The sequence below is a fragment of the Arthrobacter sp. BL-252-APC-1A genome (assembly GCF_009696625.1).
Classification (GTDB): Bacteria; Actinomycetota; Actinomycetes; order Actinomycetales; family Micrococcaceae; genus Arthrobacter_B.
This window is the reverse complement of record NZ_VULS01000007.1, coordinates 103,840-126,190: the sequence shown is the minus strand read 5'-3', so window position 1 is coordinate 126,190 and position 22,351 is coordinate 103,840. Positions and strand designations below refer to the sequence as shown.

The following is a 22,351-nucleotide window of genomic DNA, read 5'->3' as shown; positions in this document are numbered from 1 at the left end:
AAGGCGGGGCCAAGAGATGGGCCACGAACAGCAGAAACAGAGCACGGAGGCGTTGCGGGCGGTGGTGTACGTCAGGATCAGCGACGACCCCGAGGGCACCGAGCGTGGCGTAGATCGGCAGGAGGCCGATTGCCGAGCTTATGCCGCAGCGCACGGGTGGGAAGTGGTAGCGGTGTTTCGGGAGAATGACACGTCGGCGTTCAAGCAGCGCACGATCACACTCCCATCGGGTGAGCGGGTGCGGCGGGTGATCCGGCCGCAGTTCCGCGCCATGCTCACACACCTCACCGACGGGCAGGCGCAGGTGATGGTCGCCTACGACCTGGATCGGGCGGTACGCGACCCCAGAGATTTGGAAGACCTCATTGATGCGAAGGTGCTCGGTGGGTTCGCCGTCCGCTCCGTGACTGGCTCGCTCCGGTTGGACACGGATTCTGACGTAGCAATGGCCAGGGTGCTGGTGGCGATGGCGAACAAGTCGTCAGCTGACACTGCCCGACGTGTCGCGCGGGCAGCGAAGCAGCAGGCCATCGAGGGTGCCTGGCACGGCGGCAGGGTGCCATTTGGATACCGGGCAGAGGCAGGCGCGCTCGTGATCGATCCAGTGACCGGGCCACTGGTGGTCGAGATGTACCAGCGGGTGCTCGCCGGTGAATCCCTGTATCGCATTCGCAAGGACTGGAACGCACAAGGCATCCTCACCACCCACGGATGCGCGTGGTCGGATCGCACACTCAAGATGGTGCTCTACAACCCCTCCAACAAAGGCGTGCGCGAGTACCGGCCTGTGATGCCGGACGGGAGCCGTGCGAAGACCTCGAAGATGCAGGTGAAAGCGGCGTGGCCCGCGATTGTGGACGAGGGCACCTGGCAGCAAGTCTCCGATGTGCTTGACGCACGTAAGAAGGCGCGGAACTTCCACCAACCCGGTACGGGTGCGGCGGTGCGGATGTACCCGTTCTCAGGGTTGATCCGCTGCTCCCTGTGCGGAACGTCGATGATTCACCGGGGCGGCGTGTACCAGTGCTTACAGCCGACCCCAGGCGGGTGCACTCGTTCGATTCGCTCTGCTGAAATCGCCAAGCTCGTCGAGGAAGCAGTGCTCGCGACATTCGAGCAGATCACCCTCCACCCCAAGGTGCGCCGAGCCTCTGGCAGTGACCTTGCGGCACGGGTCGGGCTCACGGCAACGCTCGACCAAGATCGGGAACGTCTGGCGCGGCTCGATGATGACTACTACGACGGGCTGATCGACAAGACCATGTGGGTGCGGCAACGCGCACGGATCGCGGAGCGGATCGAGGCGACCCGCCGCGAATACACCGCGACCACGCCCCACGCCGGGCTCAGCATCGATGTCACGACGGTCGCTGCTGAGTGGGAGGGGCGTACCCCAATGTGGCAGTACCAGGCGGCGAGTCTGATCCTGCAAGCGGTGCTGGTGCATGCTCACCCGGCTGACATGATGACCGCTGTCCCCAAGCGCCGAAACGAGAGCACAGAGGAGTTCCATTTGCGCCGCGACGCGCACCGTGCGGCAGTGCTCGCGCGCCGGGTTGAGTTCGTCTGGCGCGCATAACCCCGGCGGTTCGTGACCGTCCTCGCAGCCCTGAGTCGTTCAGGGTGCGGGGCCTTCGCGTTTCTCAGCGACGGGCGCGCGCATGGGGCGAGGTGTGGCGCAGAGTCCGCGCAGTTCGGCCAATACCGCAGGATCGTTCACGGCGGTGGCGAGACCCTGCGCGCGCCGAGAGGCATCAGCGAGTCGTGCGCCGAGCGTGGCAGCGAGCGAGGTTGCAGGGGCGGCGGAGGTGGCAGCGGGCGTTTCGGTGTGGATGCTCATACCGTTAGGTGCGGAGCGCTACCCCCAAAACAAGCCGCGGGGTGCTTGTCGGCGTGGCGGCGCAGATCATCTTCATCAGTGTCCCATCGTCGCGCAGAGCTTCCAGCGTTTCGCCGTTCAGTAGTCGCAGCAGCACACCATCACCGACCGGGGTGCCAGCGTGCTTTGGGTCGGGGTGCCCGAGCACGATCCGCAACATCGCAGACCATGACCGGGGCGGTATGTCGAGCAGCGTCGGGATCGTGCGGTCGCGGCGCAGTACCTCGACCCCGCGCTGCCGGGAGGAGAGATCGGCAAGCCGGTAGGCCACATGCTCGACGCACTCGGTGACCAGTGCAGCATCCCAGCCCGCCGACTCGAATAGCGCGACCGTGGCAGACAGCAGAGCAGCCACTCGCGCTGCATGCTCGCTCTCGTCGGCGTCACCATCATCGTGATGCGTGAACGCGGGGTGGTACTCGGCCAAGCGTTCCCGCTCGGCGAACCGCACAGCATCGTGGAACCCGGCGATCCGCGCGGTGTGGCGCACCTTGCTGGCTGATGTCAGCATCCCGGCGGCACGAGTCTCCGCGTGACATGTGATCTGCACCGCACGGGTGACCACCGCCCACGGGTTACCCGCGTTGCGCGTTGAGGGAGCGAGCATCACCTCGAACGCGGCTGACGCGACCTCCCAGGCATCCAAGCCGTGCTTGCGGGCGAGTGGCCGATACTTCGTCGCTGTGAAGCGCATGAGGTCGGCGGCTTCACGGTCACTCCGCCACGCGCCCGGCCCAGCGTCGTGTAAGCGGTTGAGTAGGGAGCGGAGACCTTCTGGGCTCTCGAAAGTGTTGCTGGCCGAGCCAGCCGTTCCCGCAGCCCCGTTGAGGTCGGGCGAGGTGTGTTCGTCCACGGTGACGCCTCCCGCAAGGGAGGTGCGCCACTGGCACCCAGATCAGGGCGCGCATCGGTTTGCCCCGCACCTGCTGTTCGTCGGCAGGCGTACTGTTTTGCCACCTCTCACGGCGGGCACGCGATCCCGTGATCGGGCGGAACCGTCTGCGGGCGAGGTGCCCACGTTGGTTTCGCCCGATCATCGGGGAACGTGACTATTCGGTTTGTCGGGCTGCTCGTGGGAGGCGCGCGAGCGATGCGCCGCCGATCACTGCGAGCACAGCGGCGGTCACAAGCATCGCTGTGGTGAATCCCCATTGCCCGGTACTAATGCCGGTCAAAAGGGGGCCGCCGGCGAGCCCTGCGGCGTAGGCGAGGTTGTAGAGCGCGAACGAGCCGCCGAGTGTGGGCGGGGTCGACTTGTACCCCTGTTCGCTGATGAGTGTCGTGGCCGGTGCCAGCAGCAGCGCCGAGGAGACCCCAAGGAGGGCCATGCCGATGCAGGTCTGCCACAGTTCGGTCGCGAACCCGGTCACCCCGAGCGCGGCTGCGACCGCAACGACCCCTGCACCTACAAGCATCCGCGGTGATGTGGTCGTGACGAGACGGCCGACAACAGGGTTGGCGATGATCGAGGCGAGGGCTGCGAGCCCGAACAGCAACCCAACTGTGAGCGCGCTCGCGCCGAGGTGCACGGGCAAGACCGGCTCGATGCCGGAGAGCACGGCAGCACCGACAGCGACGGCGAGGACGATTGAGAATGATCCCGGCACTTTGAGCACTGCGAGTGGCCCGGCGGTGTCGTCGGTGACGCGGGGCGAGTCCTTCACGAATACGATCCGCAGCACTCCGTCTGCGAGGGCGACGGCAGCGGCGAACAGGAACGGGGATGCGGTGCCGAAGTGATCGACCAGGAACCCGGCCAGTGGCGGGCCGATCAGCACGCCCAGGGTGATAGTCGACAGGGCAATACCCATCGACTGCCCGCGTTTCTCCATCGGTGTGGTCGCCGCGATCAGCGAGAGGGCTGCGACCCAGGACATTCCGCCCGCGATCCCTTGAGCGAGGCGAGCGACGAGCAGCAACCCGTAGGGGCCTCCGGTGGCGAACAGTAGCGTCGCCGCCGCGAGCCCCACCAAGCCGATGAGCAGCGGTGTGCGTGGCCCGTATCGGTCAACAATGCGCCCTGCGAACAGTGTCGCGATGATCATTGCCGCCGCGTATGAGGAGAAGAGGATGCCGGTTGCTTCTGGCCCGGCGGCCACGACGGACGGAAGGAGCGGCAGCACCGGGACGGCGAGGCCGTGCACGAGCATGTCTGTGAACAGTGCCGCTGACGACACGATCAGTGCGCGCGTCGGAGTCGTGCCCCCGGCGGGGGCGGTGTGTGGAGTTGTCATGGGGAACTAATGGTCTTTCTAGGAGAGCAACCCCCGAACCAGCGCGGCGACCGCGCGTTCACGGTGTGGTGGTTGCGGAAGGTCTTGTGGTCGGGTCACCGCGGTCACGGTGAGCCCTTGAAGGAGAACGAGCACGAGGCCCGCGGTCTGCGCGGGCGGGAGCGCGCTTGTGACGGCAGGGTCGGCAGCGATCAGCTCGGTGATGCGGGCGTGCCAGTCATCGAGTCCCGCCCCTTTCTCGGAGGCGTCGTCGAACGCCTGGGGTGCGACCAGCACCGTGGAGAACGCCAACGCGCGGAACAGCGGATCGGCGCTCAGCAGGCGCATGTACTCCGACAGCAGGCTCGACAGCCCAGCAGACATATCCTGGTTGGGGTCTGCGGGGAACACGCGTTCTGCGTACTCGCCCCATCCCCACGCGAGCGCATTCCGCAGGAGGGTGGCCTTGTCGCGGAAGTGATGGTGCAGCGCGCCACGGGTCACGCCCGCCCGTTCCGAGATCGCCTCGAACGTTGCCCCCCGCCACCCCTTCTCCTCGAAGGCCATCAACGCCGCCTCACACAGCGACAGACGCGTTCTCTCCGCGTCCTCAACCGAACGTCTCATACATACATGATAGCCCGTATGTATCTGCCTCTCGCAACCCCGCCTTCACCGATAAGAAGTTATGCACGTATGCCACCGTTGGTGGGGCGTGCGCACCTCCCTCATGAGACGACTCATGAGGGAGGCCCAGATGAAGGGCGGCGTGATCCTGTTCCGTGGCAGCGGTGCTGCTGCGCGCCGGTATGTCGAGGCCGACCGCTCCCGCGCTGACGAGTACTACCTCGGCGCGGACGATGCCGTAGCCGAGTACACGGTGCTCGATGCCAGCGGCGAGGTCACCGCGACCCGGTCGCTCACGGTGGTCGAGTACGAGGGGTGGGTGGACTGGCGCGATCCCGTCATGGGCGAGTCGATGGGTATCCCGCGTAATCCGGGTGAGGGGTCGAAGGGGTCGCCGTTGTTCGCGGAGATGACGATCAACGCCCCCAAGAGCCTGTCGGTCGCCGCCGCGCTTCACCCCGAAGTGTCTGGTGCGCTCGACCAAGCGCAGCAGGATGCTCTCGCAGAGATACAACGATGGCTGGGCCAGCACTCGGTCACGAGGGTCGGCCCGCGTGACGCGCGGGAGATTCTACCGATTGAGCGCATACAGGTTGTCGGCATCCGGCACAAGACGTCGCGGGCTGGTGATCCGCACCGGCATATCCACATGCAGATCGGAACCAGGGTGTGGGCGGCTGGAAAGTGGCGGGCACTGGACACGGCGGCGTTGTTCAAACAGCAAGGAGCGATCCGCGCCCTGGGTACGGCGGTGATCGCCGCACACCCGCAGCTCGCACAGACCCTCGCAGCGCATGGCCTGACCCTCGACCCCGTGAGCGGAGAAGTAACAGAGTTGCTGCCGTTCAACGGTGTGATGTCGAAGCGGTCGGCACAGATCAGACGCAACCTCGACCACCTCGAAGCCGAATGGGAAGCGCAGCATCCCGGCGAAGCACTCGGCCCGGTCATGACCGCACGGTTGCAGGGCATTGCATGGACGCACCAGCGACCCGGCAAGAAACCCGCCGATCTCAAAGACGAGCAATGGTGGGTACAGGAACTCGCTGATGCCGGATACGACACCAGCAGCCTCGAACGCCGTCACGTGCAACCGGTGGTGCAAGTGGATGACCTCGCCGTGCAGGAGATTGCATCGCGGGCGCTGGATCGTTGCGCAGCTGGTGCGTCGGCGTGGACGAGGCACACCGTGCAGGAGCACGTCACCCGGATCACCACCGAGCACGGCGTGCAGGCGACACCGGCAGAGTTGCGGAAGTTCATTACTTTGGCGACCGAGCTTGCCGTCTCCGATTGCTTCTCCGTCCTCCCGCCAGACGCACCGACACCGGAGCACGTCGCGCACCTGACCAGCCTGAACGTAGTCGCCGCCGAGACCGCGCTCCGTGACCAACTCACCGCCGCGACACCAGGCCGGGAGCCAGAACATCCCGACGTGACCCGCGCCGGGCAAGCCGCCGGACTAGATGAGGGACAGACCCTCGCAGCAGCGGCGGTTGCCTCGACCGATCCGCTGGTGATCGTGGAGGGTGCAGCAGGGAGTGGGAAGACGACCATGCTGCACACCGCGATCACCGTCGCTGCGCAGCATGGCAGGGTGTCGCGGGTGGTTGCGCCGACGTTGCGGGCCGCGCAGGTCGCGCATGACGAACTCGGTGTACCCGCCTCCAGTGTTGCGTCGCTCGTGTATGCGCACGGGTGGCGGTGGAATGCCGATGGCGTATGGACGCGCCTCGTACCGGGAGGCACTGACCCTGCAACCGGCAGCATCTACACCGGTCCACCAGCAGATGCGCTGCTGCGCCGGGGTGAGCGGGTGATCGTGGACGAGGCAGGGATGCTCGACCAAGACACCGCCCACGCCCTGCTCTCTGTGACCGTTGAGGCGGGGGCGACCGTTGCGCTGGTCGGTGACCGTGCGCAGCTGCCTGCCGTTGGTCGGGGTGGGGTGCTCGATATGGCGGCGCTGATTCGCGGGCGTACCTACAACATGACGGAACTGCACCGCTTCACCAGCCACGAGTACGCCGCACTCACGTTGGTGATGCGCGACCGCGTCAACCCCGGAGAGGTCTTCGACCGACTCGCCATGCTGGGCCTCGTCAGCCTGCATCCCGACGACGAGCAGGCCCGCGAGTACTTCACCAACCATGCCCGCGATGGCGAGGCGATCACGGTCGCCACGAATGACGAGGCGGCGGAGTTGAACGAGCGCATCCGTATCGGTCGCGTCGAACGGGGTGAGGTCGATGACGCGGTGACGGCGACCGGCAGCGACGGCCTCAGCATTGGTCAGGGTGATGTGATCCAGACTCGGAAGAACGACGGCCCGCTCGGGGTCGCGAACCGGCAGCAGTGGGTCGTCCAGCACGTCACCGAGGACGGCGCTGTGTACGCCCGCGAGGTCGGCAGTGGGCTCAGGAACTCTCGCACAGTGGCCCTGCCCGCCGAGTACGTGGCAGAGCACGCGCACCTGTCCTATGCGGCGACCGCGTACGGCGTCCAAGGCGCAACCGTCACCGCCTCGCACACGATCCTGTCGGAGGCGACGAGCGCGGCAGGGGTCTACGTCGGGATGACCCGAGGCCGCGAGCAGAACCAGTTGCACGTCGCCGCCGATAACCTGGCAGATGCGCGGGCGCAGTTCATTGACGCGATGGAACGCGACCGCGCCGACCGCGGCCTCACCCACGCCACCACCCAAGCCGCCGAAGCCGCGCGCGGCATTGTCAAGAACGGCCCGATCCGCCGCGTCACGGAAGAACTCGCCAAACTGGACCGCGAGGCCGAACGTGCTGATCGGCAGGCGGAGCGGTGGGAACAGACCGCCAACCGCCTCGACGCTCAACGCGCCGCGCACCGGACCGAGAGCGACGAAGGCACCGCCGTGCTTCGCCAGGCTGAGGAAGAATACGAACGGGTGCGTGCCGAGGTCGCCGCGCCTCTCGCGGAGCAAGCCGAGCGCGATGGTGCGGCGTACCTCGCTACCGTCAAGACAGAGCGGACAGCGAGTACCAGGCTTGCGACTGTTGGGCGGTTCGGGCGGCGCAAGGCCCGCGACGAGCACCGCGCCGCCAGCGAACAAGCAGCAACCATCCGAACGCACCTTCGCGATGTATGGGAAGCGGAACCGCCACGAAACCCCCGCGTACTACCCGAGTGGGCGGCACAGGTCGCGGGGCGGCGAGCAGAGGCCGACCCTCGAGTGCGCGACGCCGACCAAGTAGTCGAGGCCGCGCGCACCGAACGAGCCGCAATGGATGAGCGTCACCGCAACGAACGCCTGACGCTCTTGGCGAACGAGTATGGGGCTGAGAACGCCCGTGCTCATCAATACGGGATGCGCGCCCTCAACCCCAGTCGCAACGCTCGCGACGCCCGTGCTCGCGCAGCGCTCCTTCGAGCCGAGAGCGCAGAACTCCGCAGCCTCTCAGCGAACGACGCCGCCAAGCTCATCGAGACCAAACGCGTGGAACGGGAACTTGCGCAGCAGCAAGCCGAACAGCATCGACGGCAGCTCTCCTCGCCCGAACCGCCCACGCGCCAAGGCCCAGATACACAGCGTGAGCCTGGAATCGGGCTCTGACCCGTAGCCTCCCACGACATGGACGTAGCCTGCGTCCTTCACAGAGTAGAGAGGGTTCGGCCTGGGTCATGGGCGCTGAATGCTGGGCGGAGACGCGAGCGCTTAGCGGCTCTGGGTCGAAGCGAGATAGAAGTCTAGGCTCTCAGTAATGCGCTCAGGGGTGAAGTGTTCCGGCTGAGCGATCGCGCCGAGAGCGAGGCCATCGGTGAACGCTCGGAGGGCTGTTGCGGCAGCCGCCTGCTGGTCTGGTGAAGTCAGCGCCTGCGCCGTTGCGTCACAGAGGCGATCCAAGCCTGTGTTGATGTCGGCCAGGATGCGCCGGGCCTCGTCGGAGCGGGCCGTGAGACTCGCGGCTAACCAGACATGTGTTTCCGTGAGGCGGTCGGCGTCCAGCGGCAGCGTCTGGAGCCAGGCCTCTCGAAGCGCCGCTCGCTGTTCCTCGGGCCAGGTGACGGCTGCAAGCCGCTGCTTCTGCCGCTCCCGCACGACGACGAGTGCATGGGCGAGCATCTGATCGCCATTTGGGAAGTAGTGGCGCAGCGTCGAAGGTGGAAAGCCGACGGCGGCAGCGGCGGCTCGGACTGTGACCGCGTGTACACCTTCGGCCTCAATCAGCCTGGCCACAGCCCATCCAATCTCGTCTCGCCGCGCGGCGTGGTCGACGATTTTCGGCATGCCCTCAAGCTATCATGGTACCACTGTACGATAATAGAGCCGAATTGATGCGCCGAGGAGAGGAACGCCGATGCTGCCGTACATCATCGCCGGGGAGGTGGCCTTCTGGGCGCTGCTTCTCGGGGGCTTCTCTATCCGCTACCTTCTGCGCTGGCGCTCAATCTCCACGGTGCTGCTGACCCTCACCCCGGTCGTGGATCTCGCCATCATCACACTCACCTATATCGACCTCGGTCGCGGAGCGCCCTCTGACTTCAGTCACGGCTTGGCAGCGTTCTACGTCGGCTTCTCGGTCACCTTCGGCCCAGAGATCATCCGCCGCTTCGACCGGCGGTTTGCCAAGAAGTACACCGGCCTGCCTGAGGATCAACTCCCGGTGGTGCCGGAGCGGTCGAGCATGCAGTACTGGCTCCGCTGTCTCGTCGCCGTATCAATCACTATCGGGCTGCTCGGGATTGGCATCGCAGTGGTGGGCTTCGCCGATTCATTCTGGCTGCTCTACTGGATCATCTCGGCGGCGTTCACCGCTCTCATGTGGGGTGTCATCGGACCGCTCCGCGACCACCTCCGGACTCAGCGCGCGGGTAAGTAGTTCAGGAATGGTATGACGATGCTGGTTCAACTCGACCGAAGGATTCACAGGACGAAGCGGCCCCGGATCGTCACCGAGCTGGCCGCGCGTGAGTCGGGCAGCACGGGTTCCATTTGCGCAGGTGCAGCGGGAGCTGGGGATGACAGCGACTAACCTCTTCTCCCACCTGCGCAAGTTCGAGCGGCAGGCGGCCTTGAAGGAGGGGCTGCTGCACGAGCGGGAGACATACTCCAGCCGCGCATCGACTGGTGCACACCGGAGGGTTGCTCACGGACGCTGCCAGATCCGGGACCTGTGGCATAACTCTCACGGTGCGCACGCGCCCTGTGGGTTGTTTGTCCGGCGAGTGTTCACGTCGGCGTAATGCAACCGGGCTGAGAAGCTAAGCATCGGCGTCGGGGATGAGGATGGTGGCGAGGCTGATGCGACGTTGTGCGTCATCGCGTCGTTGGAGGTAGGGCGTGAGTACTTCCATGAACTCTGTTTGAAGTTTCTCAAGGTCTTGCGTGTCGAGGTAGAGCGGTGCGCGTGCGAACCCGAGGAATCCGCGCAAGTCTGTGCGTCCGTCTTCGAGAACCTCTTCGAAATCGTGTGAAAGGTCGCTGAGGAACATCGCGAATGCCGAGCGCAACTGCAGAGTGTCCATCGCCTGCATCTCCTCATGGCCGACGTGGGCCATGCGTTCCCCGAGGGCGAGCGTACGCTCGATGGCACCACGCACCTGTCGTTCGTCAACGACCGCCAAGATCTCGGCATCGAGCAGGGCTGCGACGTGCCGATACAGCGTGGCCTGCTTCACTTCCGGCAGTGCTTTGCGGAGCTGAGCGGTTGTCATGTTGCGGTGGCCGATTTGTTGGATGATCTTCATGCGAACGGGGTGGAGCACGAGGTCGGCGATCGGACGCTCTGCAGCCATGACTCTACCCCTCATCGTTATCACTATGATAATGTTCTCATTGACCTACCACCCATTGAAGCAGAGGAGCGCGCGATGACGCAGACGACCTATGGAATGGCAGGCGTTGACGTGCGCTTCCCTGGCTGGGAGTCCATGATGGTCGGGCGAAGCTTCCTGCACGTTCCGTTAGCTGCGATCCGGTCGGCTCGCGTTGAGCCTGGCTGGTCCTCAGAAGTACTCGGTATTCGTTCTGGTTTCGTCATGTCTGGCTATCGCAAACTCGGCACCTTCGCTCACCCTTCGGGTGTCCGGCGACTGGTGTCGATGAAACGGGGCATGCCCCTCCTTCGCCTTCACACGGTTCGTGATGAGACCGGGTTCGACGAGATCCTCCTCAGCACCGATGACGCGGAGAACATCGCGCACAACATTCAGGAAGGCCTCGCACGATGAGCCGTGCGCCGATTGAGATCCAGGGTCTTCGTAAGAGCTTCGGTTCCGTTGACGCAGTATCGGAGGCCACGTTCATAGCGGCCTCAGGCCGGGTCACGGGCTTCCTGGGCCCGAACGGTGCAGGGAAAACGACGACGCTACGCATACTGCTAGGGCTGACCCGACCGTCCGGAGGAACGGCACTTGTGCACGGAAGACGCTATCGAGATCACCCCCAGCCGGCAAGCGTTGTCGGGGCGGTGGTGGATATTGCGGGCGCGCATCCGAGGATGACCGCCAGGCAGCACTTGCTCACTTACAGTGCGCTTTCGGGGCTTTCTCGGACACGAATCGAAGCGGTGCTCGAACAGGTTGGCGCGACCGCTTTCACTGACCGTCGCATCGGCACGTTCTCGACCGGAATGCGCCAGCGGCTCTCGCTTGCGACGGCGCTTCTGGGCGACCCGGAAATCCTCGTGCTCGATGAACCCTCCAATGGCTTAGACCCGGGGGGTGTCGTGTGGCTGAGAACGTTCCTCCAAGAGTTCGCGAGATCAGGGCGCACCGTCTTGTTGTCCAGCCACGTGCTCGGTGAGGTCGAGCACACCGTGGACGATGTCGTGCTCATCGATAAGGGGCGGGTGAGGCGAGCCGCCTCTCTCACCGAAATTCGCTCGTCAGGCGCATCCCTTGAGGACGTGTTCCTTCGCGCGACACAGGGAGGAGACCGATGATGAGCGTGATCCGCGGCGAGCTCATCAAACTGGTAACTCTTCGTCTCGCGCTCTGGACGATCCTCCTCGCAGCCACCTGCGGCGCACTCCTGACAGGCACACTCGCATTCATTGGGCCGGAGAACGCGACCCCGCCAATGCCCGGGCTTGATACCCCGGATGGCTTCGCGATCGTTCTCGGGCTTCCCACGGTGCTGTTGTTCATCCCCGCGCTCATCGGCACCATCGCCATCACCTCCGAGTACCGGCACCGAACTATTGGCACCACGTTCCTCGCAGTGCCAAGGCGAGGGCAGGTGCTTGGTGCGAAGCTCGTCGTCTACACCCTGCTCGGCCTAACGTATGGGCTCGTCTCCTCAATCGCATCCGGTGCGGCTCTCTTCGCAGGAGCAGCAGTACGCGGAGTGACGATTCCGGTGCCTGTTGGCGAGATCATTCTGCCGCTACTCCAACTCGCCCTCGCAGCGGCCGTGTACATGGTGTTAGGGGTAAGTATCGGAGCGCTCGCCCGCAACCAACTCATCGCCATCGGCATCGTGCTCGGATACTTCTACTTCATCGAGTTCGTGCTCATGATGCTCCCCGGCGTGAACAAGCTATACCCCTTCATGCCAGGCGGAGCGACAGCCTCGCTGACGAGCTTCTCCTTCCTCACCGACACCCTCGCCGAGCAGACCTCACTCAGCCCGGCCTCGCTAGCGTCTCCTCTCATGGGAGCGGTCATACTGCTTGCTTACGCGGGACTCGCCGGGCTCCTCGCCATATTCGTGACGCTGAAACGCGACCTGAAATGACGAATACACCGATCGAACTCTCGACGCTCTCAGTGTCACGAATCTCTGAAATGTCGGTATCCGCCCTAGCCAAACGAGGTGCAAGTCAGCGAGCTCAATTCGCCACTCCGTCAGTGGTGCCCTTCTGAAAGTCACGTCTCTAACCAAAGGAGAATCATGCGAGCAACAGGAACCTTCACAGTGGAAGCATTCACTCCCATCGAGCCACCCTTGAACGCCGGACCCGAAACTGGCACCCCGGTAGCCGTCGCGACAATGGAGAAGCTCTTCGCCGGAGACATCACCGGACGTTCGACGACGCTGTTTACCTACGCACTCGACCCAGCGAGCAATATCGGCGGATACGTTGCGATGGAATCTTTCGAGGGATCGCTTCACCACCGGTGGGGAACTTTCAACTTCACGCACTCAGCGACGACAGCAGGTGAAGATCGGAGCGCAGAATCCTTCGCCATCATCCCCTCCAGCGGCACCGGAGAGTTGCGTGGAATCTCAGGCGACGGGGGGATCGCCGTCGACGGCGACGGAACCCACCGGCTCTGGTTCGATTACCAACTTCCCAAATGAACGCCAACCCTGCTCGCCGCACTGAGCGGCGAGACCGTTCGGCCGAGGGAGGTAGCGGGCCTCGACGGGTGACCGCACGGGAACCGGATGCGCAAGTGATCGTAATCAACGGCGGATCAAGTTCGGGAAAGACGTCTATCGCACGAGCACTGCAAGAATCCCTTCCCGGAACCTGGCTGACCTTCGGGGTAGATACGTTCATCGAAGCGTTACCCGGCCGGGGCGACAGCCCGAAGTCCGGAATCAGCTACGGCCCTGATGGCACTGTCGTGGTGACGGAGCAGTACAAACGGCTGGAACGCGCTTGGTACTCAGCACTTCATACGCTGGCGCAATCGGGTGCCAACATTATTCTTGACGAGGTGCTGCTTGCCGGAGGTGAGGGACAACGGCATCTACAGTCAACATTTGATGGGGTGCCGATGCTCTGGGCAGGAGTGCACTGCGATCCAGAAGTTGCTGCAGCCCGTGAGGCTTCCCGCCACGACCGCGTACCGGGCATGGCACGCTTACAAGCCTCGCGTGTCCATGACGGGGTCGTGTACGACATTGAGATCGATACCACTGCACGATATCCCGAAGCCTGCGCACAGCTGCTGGCCGATTTCGTGACCTCGAAACGCTAACGCCCCGTCGAGACAGAATGATCGGACTTGCCGTCTTGTTTCGAACAGCAATGCATCCCTGATTCCTGTGGGAAAGAAACCAAACAGAGTGTCAAGTCAGAGCACGAGAACGTGTTTCAGCAACGCGGCAACTCTAGAGGAAATGTGATCTGTGTAATGGCCTTTCGGCCCGCAAGAATCACTAACCGGGTAAGTCTTGGCTCATGAATACCGCAACCTCGCCTTCTGATGCAGTTCCGCGATACAGAGAGGTATCCAAACCGCAAAACTTAAACCCCATGCGGAGATACGCGCGGATGGCCGGTGCGTTGATATTGGTGACCTCCAACCACAAGGTTCGGGCGTTCAATTCACGCCCGTAGTCAGCCGCGAGGCCAACCAGTTCCCGTCCCAGCCCTCTCCGACGATACTGAGGGGAGAGCCCCAAATCCGCTATCACGACTCGTCGATTCCACACCTCGAAAACCAAGTCAATGAACCCGCAGGCATTCCCGTCCGCATCAACGGCAACAAATCGCGCTGACGCCTCTTCATCATCAACGTCGATGTCTTCGCTAAGAGGAAACTTCTTGACGATCGGAGAGGAGACACTCTTCTCGTTGAGAGTAAACCCGTTGGCAGAAAGCCGCACCTCGAAAATGGTGTCGGTAACGAAGGAACCGTCAATGTCACCGAGCACCAAGTCATCCCCCGGCACGCCCCGACGAAATGTCACCCTGCCAGAGTCAAGGAAAACGTCTTTCTGCCGTTCACTCACCTAGCAATCGTAGCAAGGCACCCAGAGATACAACCGCGGTCGACTTCTTGGCCGTGACCCTGGCGCATCGGACAATCTCCTTGTTACCTTTGGAGCCGGACGGCTTCCTTCTGCGGATTCTGCGTACGCCGGGCATGGTCTACCAGGTCAGCGGGTCGAGTCGGAGGTAGAAGTCCAGGCGGTCGGGGTCAAGGGCGATGCCGTACCGGGAGCCGAAGTCGTGATCCGCCCATTGGGCGGTGTCTTCGTTGGGCCAGGTCTCGCGAGCGTTCGCCAGCAGGAGCGCGATGTCGGCGTAGGGATCTGCCTGTCCGAGTCGGCCGAGGTCGATAAGCCCGGCCACGAGCGAGGCATCAGGGTCAATAAGGATGTTGGGAAGGCAGAAGTCTCCGTGGCAGACTACCCTGTCGGCGTCCTCTTGTTCCTGACGGAAAGGGCGGTCGCGTTCTAAGCTTTCGAGGATCACCGAGGGCGGGGCCTCGATGAGCTGCTGGGGCAGGAACTCGGGGTGGACCCGGTTCTCGGCGACGGTCGCGCGGGCCAGCGCCATCATCTCGTCCAGAGTCCTGCCGTACGGGCACGTACTTGCGGGGATGCTGTGCAGCCGGACCAGGGATTCGGTGATCGACGGCCATGCCTGCGCGAGATGGGCCGAGTCGAGCCGGTCAGCCGGAACGCCCGCGACGGCACTGGTGATGAGGCAGGCGCCGTGCTCGGTGGTGCGCCAGTCGAGCACGCTGGGGCCGGGAATCCCGGTGGTCGACAGCCACTCGATCCGATCGCGCTCGTCTTCTAACGTGCTTGCATCAGCAACGGAGACGACCTTGGCGAACCGTTCCCCGGACACGTGACGCAGCACAATCGCGCCTGACTCGCCGCCGGTGACGCGGGCCCACACTGAGCTATCGGAAAGCAATCCGGTCAGTGGCACCGAGGGAAACAACATGCCACTATCATGTCACGTCGACCGTCCTTCACTTGCTCTGCGCGGCCTCACGACCAATACTGACCAAACACAGCATGTTTGCAATGACGGCAAAGCAGCGCGCGATGTTGGCTCACCTACTGCACATGACGGTCTCGATGCGGGTGATGAGAGTCGGTGACGGCTACAAGTATCTTCTGCGCTCGTTCGCGGCCGCGGACGCCGACCGCTGGCTCTCGACGCCGCTGATCCACTCCTACGCGGAGGCGGGAACGCCGCCCTGCCGCTGGCTTCACCCTCAGCTTTTCCCGAGCGTCTGGTGGAATCGGTAGACTGGAACTGCGCAGACGTGCATGACCACAGGTGAGTTCGTTTACCGAACCTCGGCTACCAGATCGCCACGCACTCGGTGGGCGACGCCGGTGTGGGCCAGATCCTTGAGGCCTACAAGCGTGTGGGCACGGCATCGGCTGCCGGTGCACCGAACCGCATTGAACATCTGGAAGTCCTGACCGACCCGGACATCTCAAACCTGGCAGAAACCGGCGTCGTAGCGTCCATGCAGCCCCTGCACATGCAGTGGCGTGCGGGAGACGGCACCGATGCCTGGGCGTCCAGGCTGGGCCCGCACCGCTCCCACGGCGGTTTCCGGGTCAGGGATGTGCTGGAAGCCGGCGGCCGCGTTGCCCTCGGTTCAGACTGGCCTGTGGCGCAGTACGACCCGCGCCTCGGCATGGCCTGGGCGCGGCTGCGGCGTACCCCCGGAAACGTTCAGGCCCCTGTTTTCGAACCGGAACAGAGGCTGAGCGGCTACGAAGCGCTGCTTGGTTACACCCGCTGGGCAGCCGAGGCACTGGGCCGCGGTGACCTCGGCGTGATCAAACCCGGTGCAACCGCAAACCTGGTGCTCTTCGCCGAAGATCCGGCAGAGACCGACGGCGATGCTCTCACCGACCTGCCCGTGCTGCTGACCGTAGTTGGCGGAGAACCCGTCCATTCCGCGCTGGCGTAGTTCCGCCTGCCTTACTGCTTTCTTCCTCCCCTGCCAGTTCCTGGCCCCCACAGAAACGGAAATCGGATGGCAATTCCCCAACCTGCCCCTGCGGCAGTCCGTAAACCCCAGCTGAAGCGCACCCTTGGGCTTCCCTCGGTTGTGTTCTTCGGACTCGCGTACATGGTGCCGCTTACCGTCTTCACCACCTACGGCATCGTCACGGAGCTGACCAGCGGGCATCTTCCCGCTGCCTACGCAGTGACCATGGTCGCCATGATCTTCACTGCCGTTGCCTACGCAAACATGGTTCGTGCCTATCCGGTGGCCGGAAGCGCCTACACCTACGTACAGCAGTCCTTCGGTGCCTCCACGGGTTTCCTCGCCGGCTGGGCGCTGCTCCTGGACTACCTGTTCCTGCCGATGCTCAACTACATGGTCATCGGGATCTACATGGGTGTGGCCTTCCCTGCGATCCCCGCGTGGATCTGGGTGGTTGCGGCCATCGCCATCGTCACCACCTTCAATGTGATCGGCATCCGCCTGGTCGCCAGCGCCAACATGATCCTGATCGCCGCCCAGGCGGTATTCATCCTCGTGTTTGTGGTGATGTCCCTTGGCACCTACGCAGGCTACGCCGAGCCGATTAGTCCGCTGGCACCCTTCTACAGCGAAGGATTCGATGCCGGCACCATATTCGCCGGCGCCGCAATCCTCTGTCTGTCCTTCCTGGGCTTCGACGCCGTCTCCACCCTGGCGGAAGAAACCCGGGACCCACGGCGGATTATTCCGCGGGCCATCCTGCTGTGTACCGTCCTTTCCGGCTCGATCTACCTGGGCCTGTCCTGGCTTGGCCACGTTGCCTTCCCGGACTGGATGTCCTTTACGGATCCCGACTCCGCTGCCGTTGACGTCATGGTCCACGTGGGCGGCACCTTCCTCAGCACGTTTTTCACGGCAGCATATGTAGCCGGCTGCATCGCCTCCGCCATGGCATCCCAGGTATCCGTTTCCCGGATCCTGCTGTCCATGGGCCGCGACGGGACACTCCCCCGCGGCGTGTTTGGCAGGATCCACCCCCGGTTCAAGACGCCGTACTCCGCCTCGCTGATCGTGGGAGCGGTCTCCCTGGTGGCTCTTGTGCTCAGTCTCGAACTGGCTTCTTCGATGATCAGCTTTGGGGCGCTCATCGCTTTCACCTTCGTGAACCTCAGCGTGATCAAGCACTACGCCATCGACAACGGGCGGCGCACTGGCCTGGACGCGCTGAAATACGTTGCCGTGCCCGCCGTCGGCGTTGCCCTGTGCCTGTGGCTCTGGACTTCGCTCTCCGCCACCACCTTTGTTGTGGGGCTGATTTGGGTTGGGGTGGGCGTTCTCCACCTCCTGTACCTCACCAGGTTCTTCCGGCGCCCGACGCCGACCCTGGACTTCAGCGAGACACCTGCCATCCCGGAAGACAGCCGGAGTTAGCAAAGCTCCAACAGGGGAGATGACGCCGAAGCGTCATCTCCCCTGTTTTTGTTGCTACCTCTTGCCGGAAGCAGGTTTGTACTGCAAACTACTTTGCATGAGCGAAAAAGCCTTCCGTAACGGCCAGCTTGAAGCAGGCAAACCGGATCCTGCCGGGGCCGCCGCAACGTCCGGAAAAGAAACGGACGGGCATTCAGCCCCTGAAGAGACCATGGACCTGCATTCCGCCCTCCGCGTGGTCCAGGATGCAGAGCGTTCCGCCCGCCGAACCCTCAGCGGAAACACATCCCTGGTGTACCTGCTCTGGGGTGTCACCTGGATTATTGGCTACGGCTCTTTGTGGGGAACACAGCAGGGGTGGCTTCCGCTGGAACCTTCGGCAGCACTGGCGATCCTCGGAATAGCCCTCGCAGCAGCCACCGGCTCGACTATTGCGATCTTCTTCCGCAGCAGCCGGGGACTGCGCGGACAGTCCGCGTTCCAGGGCGGAATGTACGGCGCCGCCTGGGCACTCGGGTTTACCGTCATGGGAGCGCTGAGTGCTGTGATCGGACGGGCGGTCGACGATTTCTGGCTGCGGGGCCTGCTCATCAACTCCGTCGCGATCCTCATCGTCGGGTTGCTGTACATCACCAGCGGAACCACCTTCAACGACCGCGCCCAGTCCTTCCTTGGAATCTGGCTGCTGATCGTCACGGTGGCAGCCCTCGTCTCCGGACCGGATTTCTTCCTGGCCGTTTTCCTCTTCCTAGGGGCCACCGGCATGCTGGCCGGAGCCGTGGTTGAACACCTGCGTACCCGCAGGCTCCGGAACGGGCGGGCCCATGCCTGAACTCGACCCGGTCATCCACGCCGAATCCCGGCTGCGTGCCCTCACTACGCTCAACGAAGTCGGTGAGAACAACCAGATTGCCTTTACCAAACTCCAGAAAATGCTGGAAATGACAGCCGGCAACCTCTCCACCCACCTGCGAAAGCTTGAAACCGCGGGCTACGTGGAAGTCACCAAGACGATAGAGGGCCGCACCCCCGCTACCTACGTGGGCATTACCCCCGAGGGCAGAGCCGCCTATGCCCGCTACCGCAAGAACCTTTCCGACCTGCTCTCCGGCCTGGCATAACGAATATTCCGGCCGGCCCTGCCACCAGGAGATAAGCAAAATGACCGCTCCTTCCCGAAGCTTCCAGGAAGTCCTGGCGGCAGCTCACGGAGTCAGCAAGGCCTACGGTGCCACCACTGCGCTGGACGGCGTGGACTTCACTGTCACTGCCGGCGAGACCGTCGGTTTGCTGGGACCCAACGGCGCCGGCAAGTCCACACTCCTGAACCTGCTCAGCGGTCTCCGGCAGCCCGATTCCGGCCGCGTCGAGCTTTTTGGACAGGATCCCAGGAACCCGTTGGCCCGCCAGGCATTAGGCACCACACCGCAGGCGACCTCAGTGCCGGCAACGCTGCGCGTGCGTGAAACGGTGGACTTCGTCGGATCGCACTACGCCAGTCCGGTGCCAACAGCAGAGCTGCTGGACGGGTTCGGACTGGGGGCTGCGTCCAATAAACAGTGCGGGGGGCTTTCCGGCGGCCAGCAGCGCCGCCTCCTCGTGGCCCTGGCCCTGGTGGGCCGTCCCCGCCTGGTGATCCTGGACGAGCCGACCACCGGCCTGGATGTCGAGGCCCGCGAGAACCTGTGGGAACGGCTGGCAGACTACCGTGCCGGCGGCGGCACGCTGCTGATTACCAGCCATTACCTCGACGAGATCCAGACCCTGGCCAGCCGGGTAGTAGTGATCAACGGCGGCTCCGTGGTGGCCGACGGCAACGTGGATGCGATCCGCAGCCGGGTGAGCATTAGCCGGGTTTCATTCCACACTTCCCTGCCGCCGTCGTACTTTGAATCCCAGCCGGGCACCGTGTCGGCGAGCCTGTCAGCGTCCGGCGCAACAACAGTACTAACGCACGACGCCGATGACACGGTTCGCCGGCTCGTTCGGGAGCAGGTGGAATTCCGCGGACTGGAGGTCCATGCCGCGAGCCTGGAGGAAGCCTTCATCTCGCTCACGCAACGGGCCGGCGGCCCGGAACACAACACGGAAAGGAAGGCAGCCCGATGACCGGTACTGCCGCGGCCCGTCCGCCTGCAACCCAACCGGCTAACAAGCCGCTGTTCGAGCTGATCCGCATCCACACCCGCGCGCAGGTCCTGGAACAGCTGCGCATTCCGGTGGCCGTTCTGTCCTCAACGGTGTTCCCGACCCTGGCGCTGGTGTTCTTCGTGCTGCCCCAGACGGCGGTTACGTCCGACCCCCAGGCCTCACTGATGTCGATCGCGCAGCTGGCAGTCTTCGGCGTGATGAGCGCGTTCCTCTTCAACTACGGCATCGGCGTGGCTGAGGAACGGGCCAATCCATGGAGCAGCTACGTCCGGACCCTGCCGGTCGGGGCCTTCCCGGCAACCGTGGCGCGGGCAATAACGGCCATGATGTTTGCGTTCTTCGCACTGGTCCCCGTGCTGGTAGTGGGAGCCACCACTACGGCTGGACTGCAGCTCTACACTGACGGAACGCTCTCCTGGTGGCGCATTCCGGTCTCAGTGGTGGTCTGGCTTCTTTGCGGGCTCCCGTTCCTTTTCCTGGGACTGCTGATCGGCTACCTCTGTACGTCCAAGGTCGCGATCGCAGTGACACAGGTGGTCTTTTTCCCGCTCGCCTTCGCAGGCGGCATGATGCTTCCGCCGGTCATCTTTTCTCCGGGGCTGAACACCTTCTCGCAGTTCCTGCCCTCCCGGGCCGCGCGGGACATCTCGGTCTCAGCGCTCTCCGGCGAGGATCTGCCGGCCACATCCGTACTCTGCTTCCTGGTCTGGACTGTGCTGCTCTGCGCGGGCGCTGTGTGGGCCAACCGCAGGGATCAAGGCCGGAGGTTCCGCTAGGACTGGCCGGAGCGGAAGAACTCGCCGCGGTCGGCGGTGTAGCCGAGCTCCGTTTCCACCGCCGCGCCCTTGCCGGCCGGCAACGCCATGACCCGGCGGCTCCGGGCCACCAGGGCAGCCAGGCCGCTGGTGCGTGCCTGCGCTTTGGATGCAGGCGGCCGCTGGCCGCGGGAAAGTGTGACGACGTCACCGGCAAGTCCGGCAGCGAAGACCCGGCCCATGTCGGCACTGCGCTGCTGGACCTGGTCCAGCTCCGCGGAAAGCTGGTCCACCCGCTCGCGCAGCCCGCTGACCTGCTGCTGCAGCTGCATGATCCGTTTGATGCCTTCCAGGGAGACACCTTCCTGGGATAGGCGCTGAACCTCCCGCAGCATCTCGATATCCCGCTGGGAATAGCGCCGGGAACGGCCCGGAGCCCGGCTGGGGCTCACGATCCCCAGCCGGTCGTACTGCCGGAGGGTTTGCGGATGCATGTCGGCGAGTTCCGCGGCAACCGAGATCACGAAGATCGGCGCGTTGACGTCAATGCCCACTGCCTTCTCCTTCGCTTCCGTGTGTTGTCGTTATCTTAGCCGGGCACCGGCCAAGGACCGCCGAGGTCCTAGAGACGCGCCTTGGCGGCCAGTCCAGCGCGGGGGTCCTCGCCCCTGGTGGCTTCGGCGAAGGCTTCGACCGCTGCCTTGGCATCCTTGTTCAGGTGGGAGGGAACCGCCACGTCAACAGTCACCAGGAGGTCGCCGTTGCCTTTGGAGGTGTGTACGCCGCGGCCCTTGACCCGCAGCGTGCGCCCGGACGGTGTTCCCGCCGGCACCTTGAGCTTCACCTTGTCCGAGGTCAGTGTAGGAACCTCGATCGTGGCACCCAGTGCCGCCTCCGGGAACGTCACTGGAACGTGGATGCGGATATTGTTCCCGTCCCGGACAAAGAAGTCGTGCGGGGTGACGTGCACCGTGACCATAAGGTCCCCGTTGCCGGCAGCGCCGGGCATCCCCTTGCCGCGGACCCGGATCCGCTGGCCGTCCTTGACCCCGGCCGGGACACGGACTTCCACTACTTCGCCGCTCGGCTCGCGCAGCCCGATTACCGTGCCGTTGATGGAGCCGGCAAAGGAAATCGTAGTGCTGGCTGTACGGTCGGCACCCTTCTGCGGCGGTGCTGAACCGAAGCCTCCTCCCCCGCCAAAGCCGCCGCCGCCAAAGAGGTCGGCGAACTCCGGCGGAATATTGCCGCCGCCGGTGCTGTAGGTAGTGCGGCGGGACCGGCCGGACGGCTGGCCGAAGAGGCCGCCGAAGATGTCCTCGAAGCCCGCACCTGCACCTCCTGCCGGGCCGCCTCCGCCGCCCGCCGAGAACCGGGCACCGCTGCCCATGGCGCGGATGGCGTCATACTGCTGGCGCTCCTCGGCATCGGAGAGCACCGAGTATGCCTCGGAGACGTCCTTGAACATCTTCTCCGCGGCAGGGTCATTCTGGTTCTGGTCCGGGTGGTACTTGCGGGCGAGCTTCCGGTACGACTTCTTGATGTCGGCGTCGGAAGCGTCCTTGGGAACACCCAGAATCTTGTAGAAATCCTTGTCGACCCAATCCTGGCTAGCCAATTGGTGTCCCCTTCCTCTGTCTTGCATAAACAACGCTTGGGCCTGCTCCGATGCGGAG

General features: G+C 64.2%; 24 protein-coding genes and 1 pseudogene. 15 read left to right on the top strand and 10 right to left on the bottom strand.

Going from position 1 to position 22,351, the window contains the following annotated elements:
* Nucleotides 1–16 precede the first annotated feature (16 nt).
* On the top strand, nucleotides 17–1,579 hold the full coding sequence (locus FYJ28_RS11995) for a recombinase family protein (RefSeq protein WP_154579434.1): 1,563 nt from the start codon (nucleotides 17–19) through the stop codon (nucleotides 1,577–1,579).
* A gap of 39 nt (nucleotides 1,580–1,618) precedes the next feature.
* On the opposite strand, the gene FYJ28_RS11990 is transcribed toward FYJ28_RS11995, so the two are convergent.
* The 4 genes from FYJ28_RS11990 to FYJ28_RS11975 form a co-directional block, all read right to left on the bottom strand.
* Entirely contained in the window at nucleotides 1,619–1,840 is a 222-nt protein-coding gene (locus FYJ28_RS11990; RefSeq protein ID WP_154579433.1) for a hypothetical protein, read from the bottom strand.
* A 4-nt stretch (nucleotides 1,841–1,844) separates the two neighbouring features.
* Nucleotides 1,845–2,732, bottom strand: a complete 888-nt coding sequence (locus FYJ28_RS11985; RefSeq protein WP_195840664.1) for an exopolyphosphatase — start codon at nucleotides 2,730–2,732, stop codon at nucleotides 1,845–1,847.
* A gap of 196 nt (nucleotides 2,733–2,928) precedes the next feature.
* Nucleotides 2,929–4,029: an MFS transporter gene (locus FYJ28_RS11980; RefSeq protein WP_229780427.1), complete on the bottom strand. Its 1,101-nt coding sequence runs from the start codon at nucleotides 4,027–4,029 to the stop codon at nucleotides 2,929–2,931.
* Nucleotides 4,030–4,131: 102 nt separating this feature from the next.
* Nucleotides 4,132–4,659, bottom strand: a complete 528-nt coding sequence (locus FYJ28_RS11975; protein WP_229780426.1) for a TetR/AcrR family transcriptional regulator — start codon at nucleotides 4,657–4,659, stop codon at nucleotides 4,132–4,134.
* 190 nt (nucleotides 4,660–4,849) lie between these two features.
* On the opposite strand from FYJ28_RS11975, the gene mobF reads away from it, so the two are divergent.
* Nucleotides 4,850–8,305, top strand: a complete 3,456-nt coding sequence (mobF, locus tag FYJ28_RS11970; protein WP_229780425.1) for a MobF family relaxase — start codon at nucleotides 4,850–4,852, stop codon at nucleotides 8,303–8,305.
* Between the two features lie 102 nt (nucleotides 8,306–8,407).
* On the opposite strand, the gene FYJ28_RS11965 is transcribed toward mobF, so the two are convergent.
* Complete coding sequence (locus tag FYJ28_RS11965) at nucleotides 8,408–8,980, bottom strand: TetR family transcriptional regulator C-terminal domain-containing protein (RefSeq protein ID WP_154579429.1); 573 nt, start codon at nucleotides 8,978–8,980, stop codon at nucleotides 8,408–8,410.
* Nucleotides 8,981–9,050: 70 nt separating this feature from the next.
* On the opposite strand from FYJ28_RS11965, the gene FYJ28_RS11960 reads away from it, so the two are divergent.
* Complete coding sequence (locus FYJ28_RS11960) at nucleotides 9,051–9,572, top strand: hypothetical protein (RefSeq protein ID WP_154579428.1); 522 nt, start codon at nucleotides 9,051–9,053, stop codon at nucleotides 9,570–9,572.
* Nucleotides 9,573–9,954: 382 nt separating this feature from the next.
* Here FYJ28_RS11960 and FYJ28_RS11955 read toward each other — a convergent pair whose 3' ends face one another.
* Complete coding sequence (locus FYJ28_RS11955) at nucleotides 9,955–10,488, bottom strand: helix-turn-helix domain-containing protein (RefSeq protein ID WP_154579427.1); 534 nt, start codon at nucleotides 10,486–10,488, stop codon at nucleotides 9,955–9,957.
* Nucleotides 10,489–10,563: 75 nt separating this feature from the next.
* Between FYJ28_RS11955 and FYJ28_RS11950 the strand changes: the two genes are divergently transcribed.
* The 5 genes from FYJ28_RS11950 (at nucleotide 10,564) to FYJ28_RS11930 (ending at nucleotide 13,623) form a co-directional block, all read left to right on the top strand.
* Nucleotides 10,564–10,923, top strand: a complete 360-nt coding sequence (locus FYJ28_RS11950; RefSeq protein WP_154579426.1) for a hypothetical protein — start codon at nucleotides 10,564–10,566, stop codon at nucleotides 10,921–10,923.
* Entirely contained in the window at nucleotides 10,920–11,636 is a 717-nt protein-coding gene (locus tag FYJ28_RS11945) for an ABC transporter ATP-binding protein (protein ID WP_154579425.1), read from the top strand. The genes FYJ28_RS11950 and FYJ28_RS11945 overlap by 4 nt, the downstream gene beginning before the upstream one ends.
* The gene (locus tag FYJ28_RS11940) at nucleotides 11,636–12,430 is read left to right on the top strand and encodes an ABC transporter permease (protein ID WP_154579424.1); all 795 of its coding nucleotides are present in this window, start codon (nucleotides 11,636–11,638) and stop codon (nucleotides 12,428–12,430) included. Before FYJ28_RS11945 ends, FYJ28_RS11940 begins: the two co-directional genes overlap by 1 nt.
* A gap of 156 nt (nucleotides 12,431–12,586) precedes the next feature.
* Complete coding sequence (locus FYJ28_RS11935; RefSeq protein WP_154579423.1) at nucleotides 12,587–12,997, top strand: DUF3224 domain-containing protein; 411 nt, start codon at nucleotides 12,587–12,589, stop codon at nucleotides 12,995–12,997.
* 95 nt (nucleotides 12,998–13,092) lie between these two features.
* The gene (locus FYJ28_RS11930; RefSeq protein WP_326831683.1) at nucleotides 13,093–13,623 is read left to right on the top strand and encodes a chloramphenicol phosphotransferase CPT family protein; all 531 of its coding nucleotides are present in this window, start codon (nucleotides 13,093–13,095) and stop codon (nucleotides 13,621–13,623) included.
* A 181-nt stretch (nucleotides 13,624–13,804) separates the two neighbouring features.
* On the opposite strand, the gene FYJ28_RS11925 is transcribed toward FYJ28_RS11930, so the two are convergent.
* Nucleotides 13,805–14,380, bottom strand: a complete 576-nt coding sequence (locus FYJ28_RS11925) for a GNAT family N-acetyltransferase (protein ID WP_326831682.1) — start codon at nucleotides 14,378–14,380, stop codon at nucleotides 13,805–13,807.
* Nucleotides 14,381–14,519: 139 nt separating this feature from the next.
* Nucleotides 14,520–15,326: an APH(3'') family aminoglycoside O-phosphotransferase gene (locus FYJ28_RS11920; protein WP_154579421.1), complete on the bottom strand. Its 807-nt coding sequence runs from the start codon at nucleotides 15,324–15,326 to the stop codon at nucleotides 14,520–14,522.
* A gap of 104 nt (nucleotides 15,327–15,430) precedes the next feature.
* On the opposite strand from FYJ28_RS11920, the gene FYJ28_RS11915 reads away from it, so the two are divergent.
* The 7 genes and pseudogenes from FYJ28_RS11915 to FYJ28_RS11885 all read left to right on the top strand — a co-directional run bounded on the left by FYJ28_RS11915 (nucleotide 15,431) and on the right by FYJ28_RS11885 (nucleotide 20,696).
* The gene (locus tag FYJ28_RS11915) at nucleotides 15,431–15,637 is read left to right on the top strand and encodes a hypothetical protein (RefSeq protein WP_154579420.1); all 207 of its coding nucleotides are present in this window, start codon (nucleotides 15,431–15,433) and stop codon (nucleotides 15,635–15,637) included.
* A 59-nt stretch (nucleotides 15,638–15,696) separates the two neighbouring features.
* Nucleotides 15,697–16,317: pseudogene (locus FYJ28_RS11910) on the top strand (amidohydrolase family protein); the annotation flags it as partial.
* 66 nt (nucleotides 16,318–16,383) lie between these two features.
* Complete coding sequence (locus FYJ28_RS11905; protein WP_055239075.1) at nucleotides 16,384–17,769, top strand: APC family permease; 1,386 nt, start codon at nucleotides 16,384–16,386, stop codon at nucleotides 17,767–17,769.
* Nucleotides 17,770–17,866: 97 nt separating this feature from the next.
* Nucleotides 17,867–18,601: a hypothetical protein gene (locus FYJ28_RS11900; RefSeq protein WP_229780424.1), complete on the top strand. Its 735-nt coding sequence runs from the start codon at nucleotides 17,867–17,869 to the stop codon at nucleotides 18,599–18,601.
* Nucleotides 18,594–18,890 carry a transcriptional regulator gene (locus FYJ28_RS11895; protein ID WP_055239074.1) on the top strand — a complete coding sequence of 99 codons (297 nt, stop codon included), beginning with the start codon at nucleotides 18,594–18,596 and terminating at the stop codon, nucleotides 18,888–18,890. Before FYJ28_RS11900 ends, FYJ28_RS11895 begins: the two co-directional genes overlap by 8 nt.
* A 40-nt stretch (nucleotides 18,891–18,930) precedes the next feature.
* The gene (locus tag FYJ28_RS11890) at nucleotides 18,931–19,878 is read left to right on the top strand and encodes an ABC transporter ATP-binding protein (RefSeq protein WP_055239073.1); all 948 of its coding nucleotides are present in this window, start codon (nucleotides 18,931–18,933) and stop codon (nucleotides 19,876–19,878) included.
* The gene (locus FYJ28_RS11885) at nucleotides 19,875–20,696 is read left to right on the top strand and encodes a hypothetical protein (protein ID WP_055239072.1); all 822 of its coding nucleotides are present in this window, start codon (nucleotides 19,875–19,877) and stop codon (nucleotides 20,694–20,696) included. The genes FYJ28_RS11890 and FYJ28_RS11885 overlap by 4 nt, the downstream gene beginning before the upstream one ends.
* Here FYJ28_RS11885 and FYJ28_RS17630 read toward each other — a convergent pair.
* Nucleotides 20,693–21,223, bottom strand: coding sequence for a heat shock protein transcriptional repressor HspR (locus FYJ28_RS17630; protein WP_082413301.1), 531 nt, complete (start codon nucleotides 21,221–21,223; stop codon nucleotides 20,693–20,695). The genes FYJ28_RS11885 and FYJ28_RS17630 overlap by 4 nt on opposite strands.
* Before the next feature lie 74 nt (nucleotides 21,224–21,297).
* Complete coding sequence (locus tag FYJ28_RS11875; RefSeq protein ID WP_195840663.1) at nucleotides 21,298–22,293, bottom strand: DnaJ C-terminal domain-containing protein; 996 nt, start codon at nucleotides 22,291–22,293, stop codon at nucleotides 21,298–21,300.
* Nucleotides 22,294–22,351: the final 58 nt, after the last annotated feature.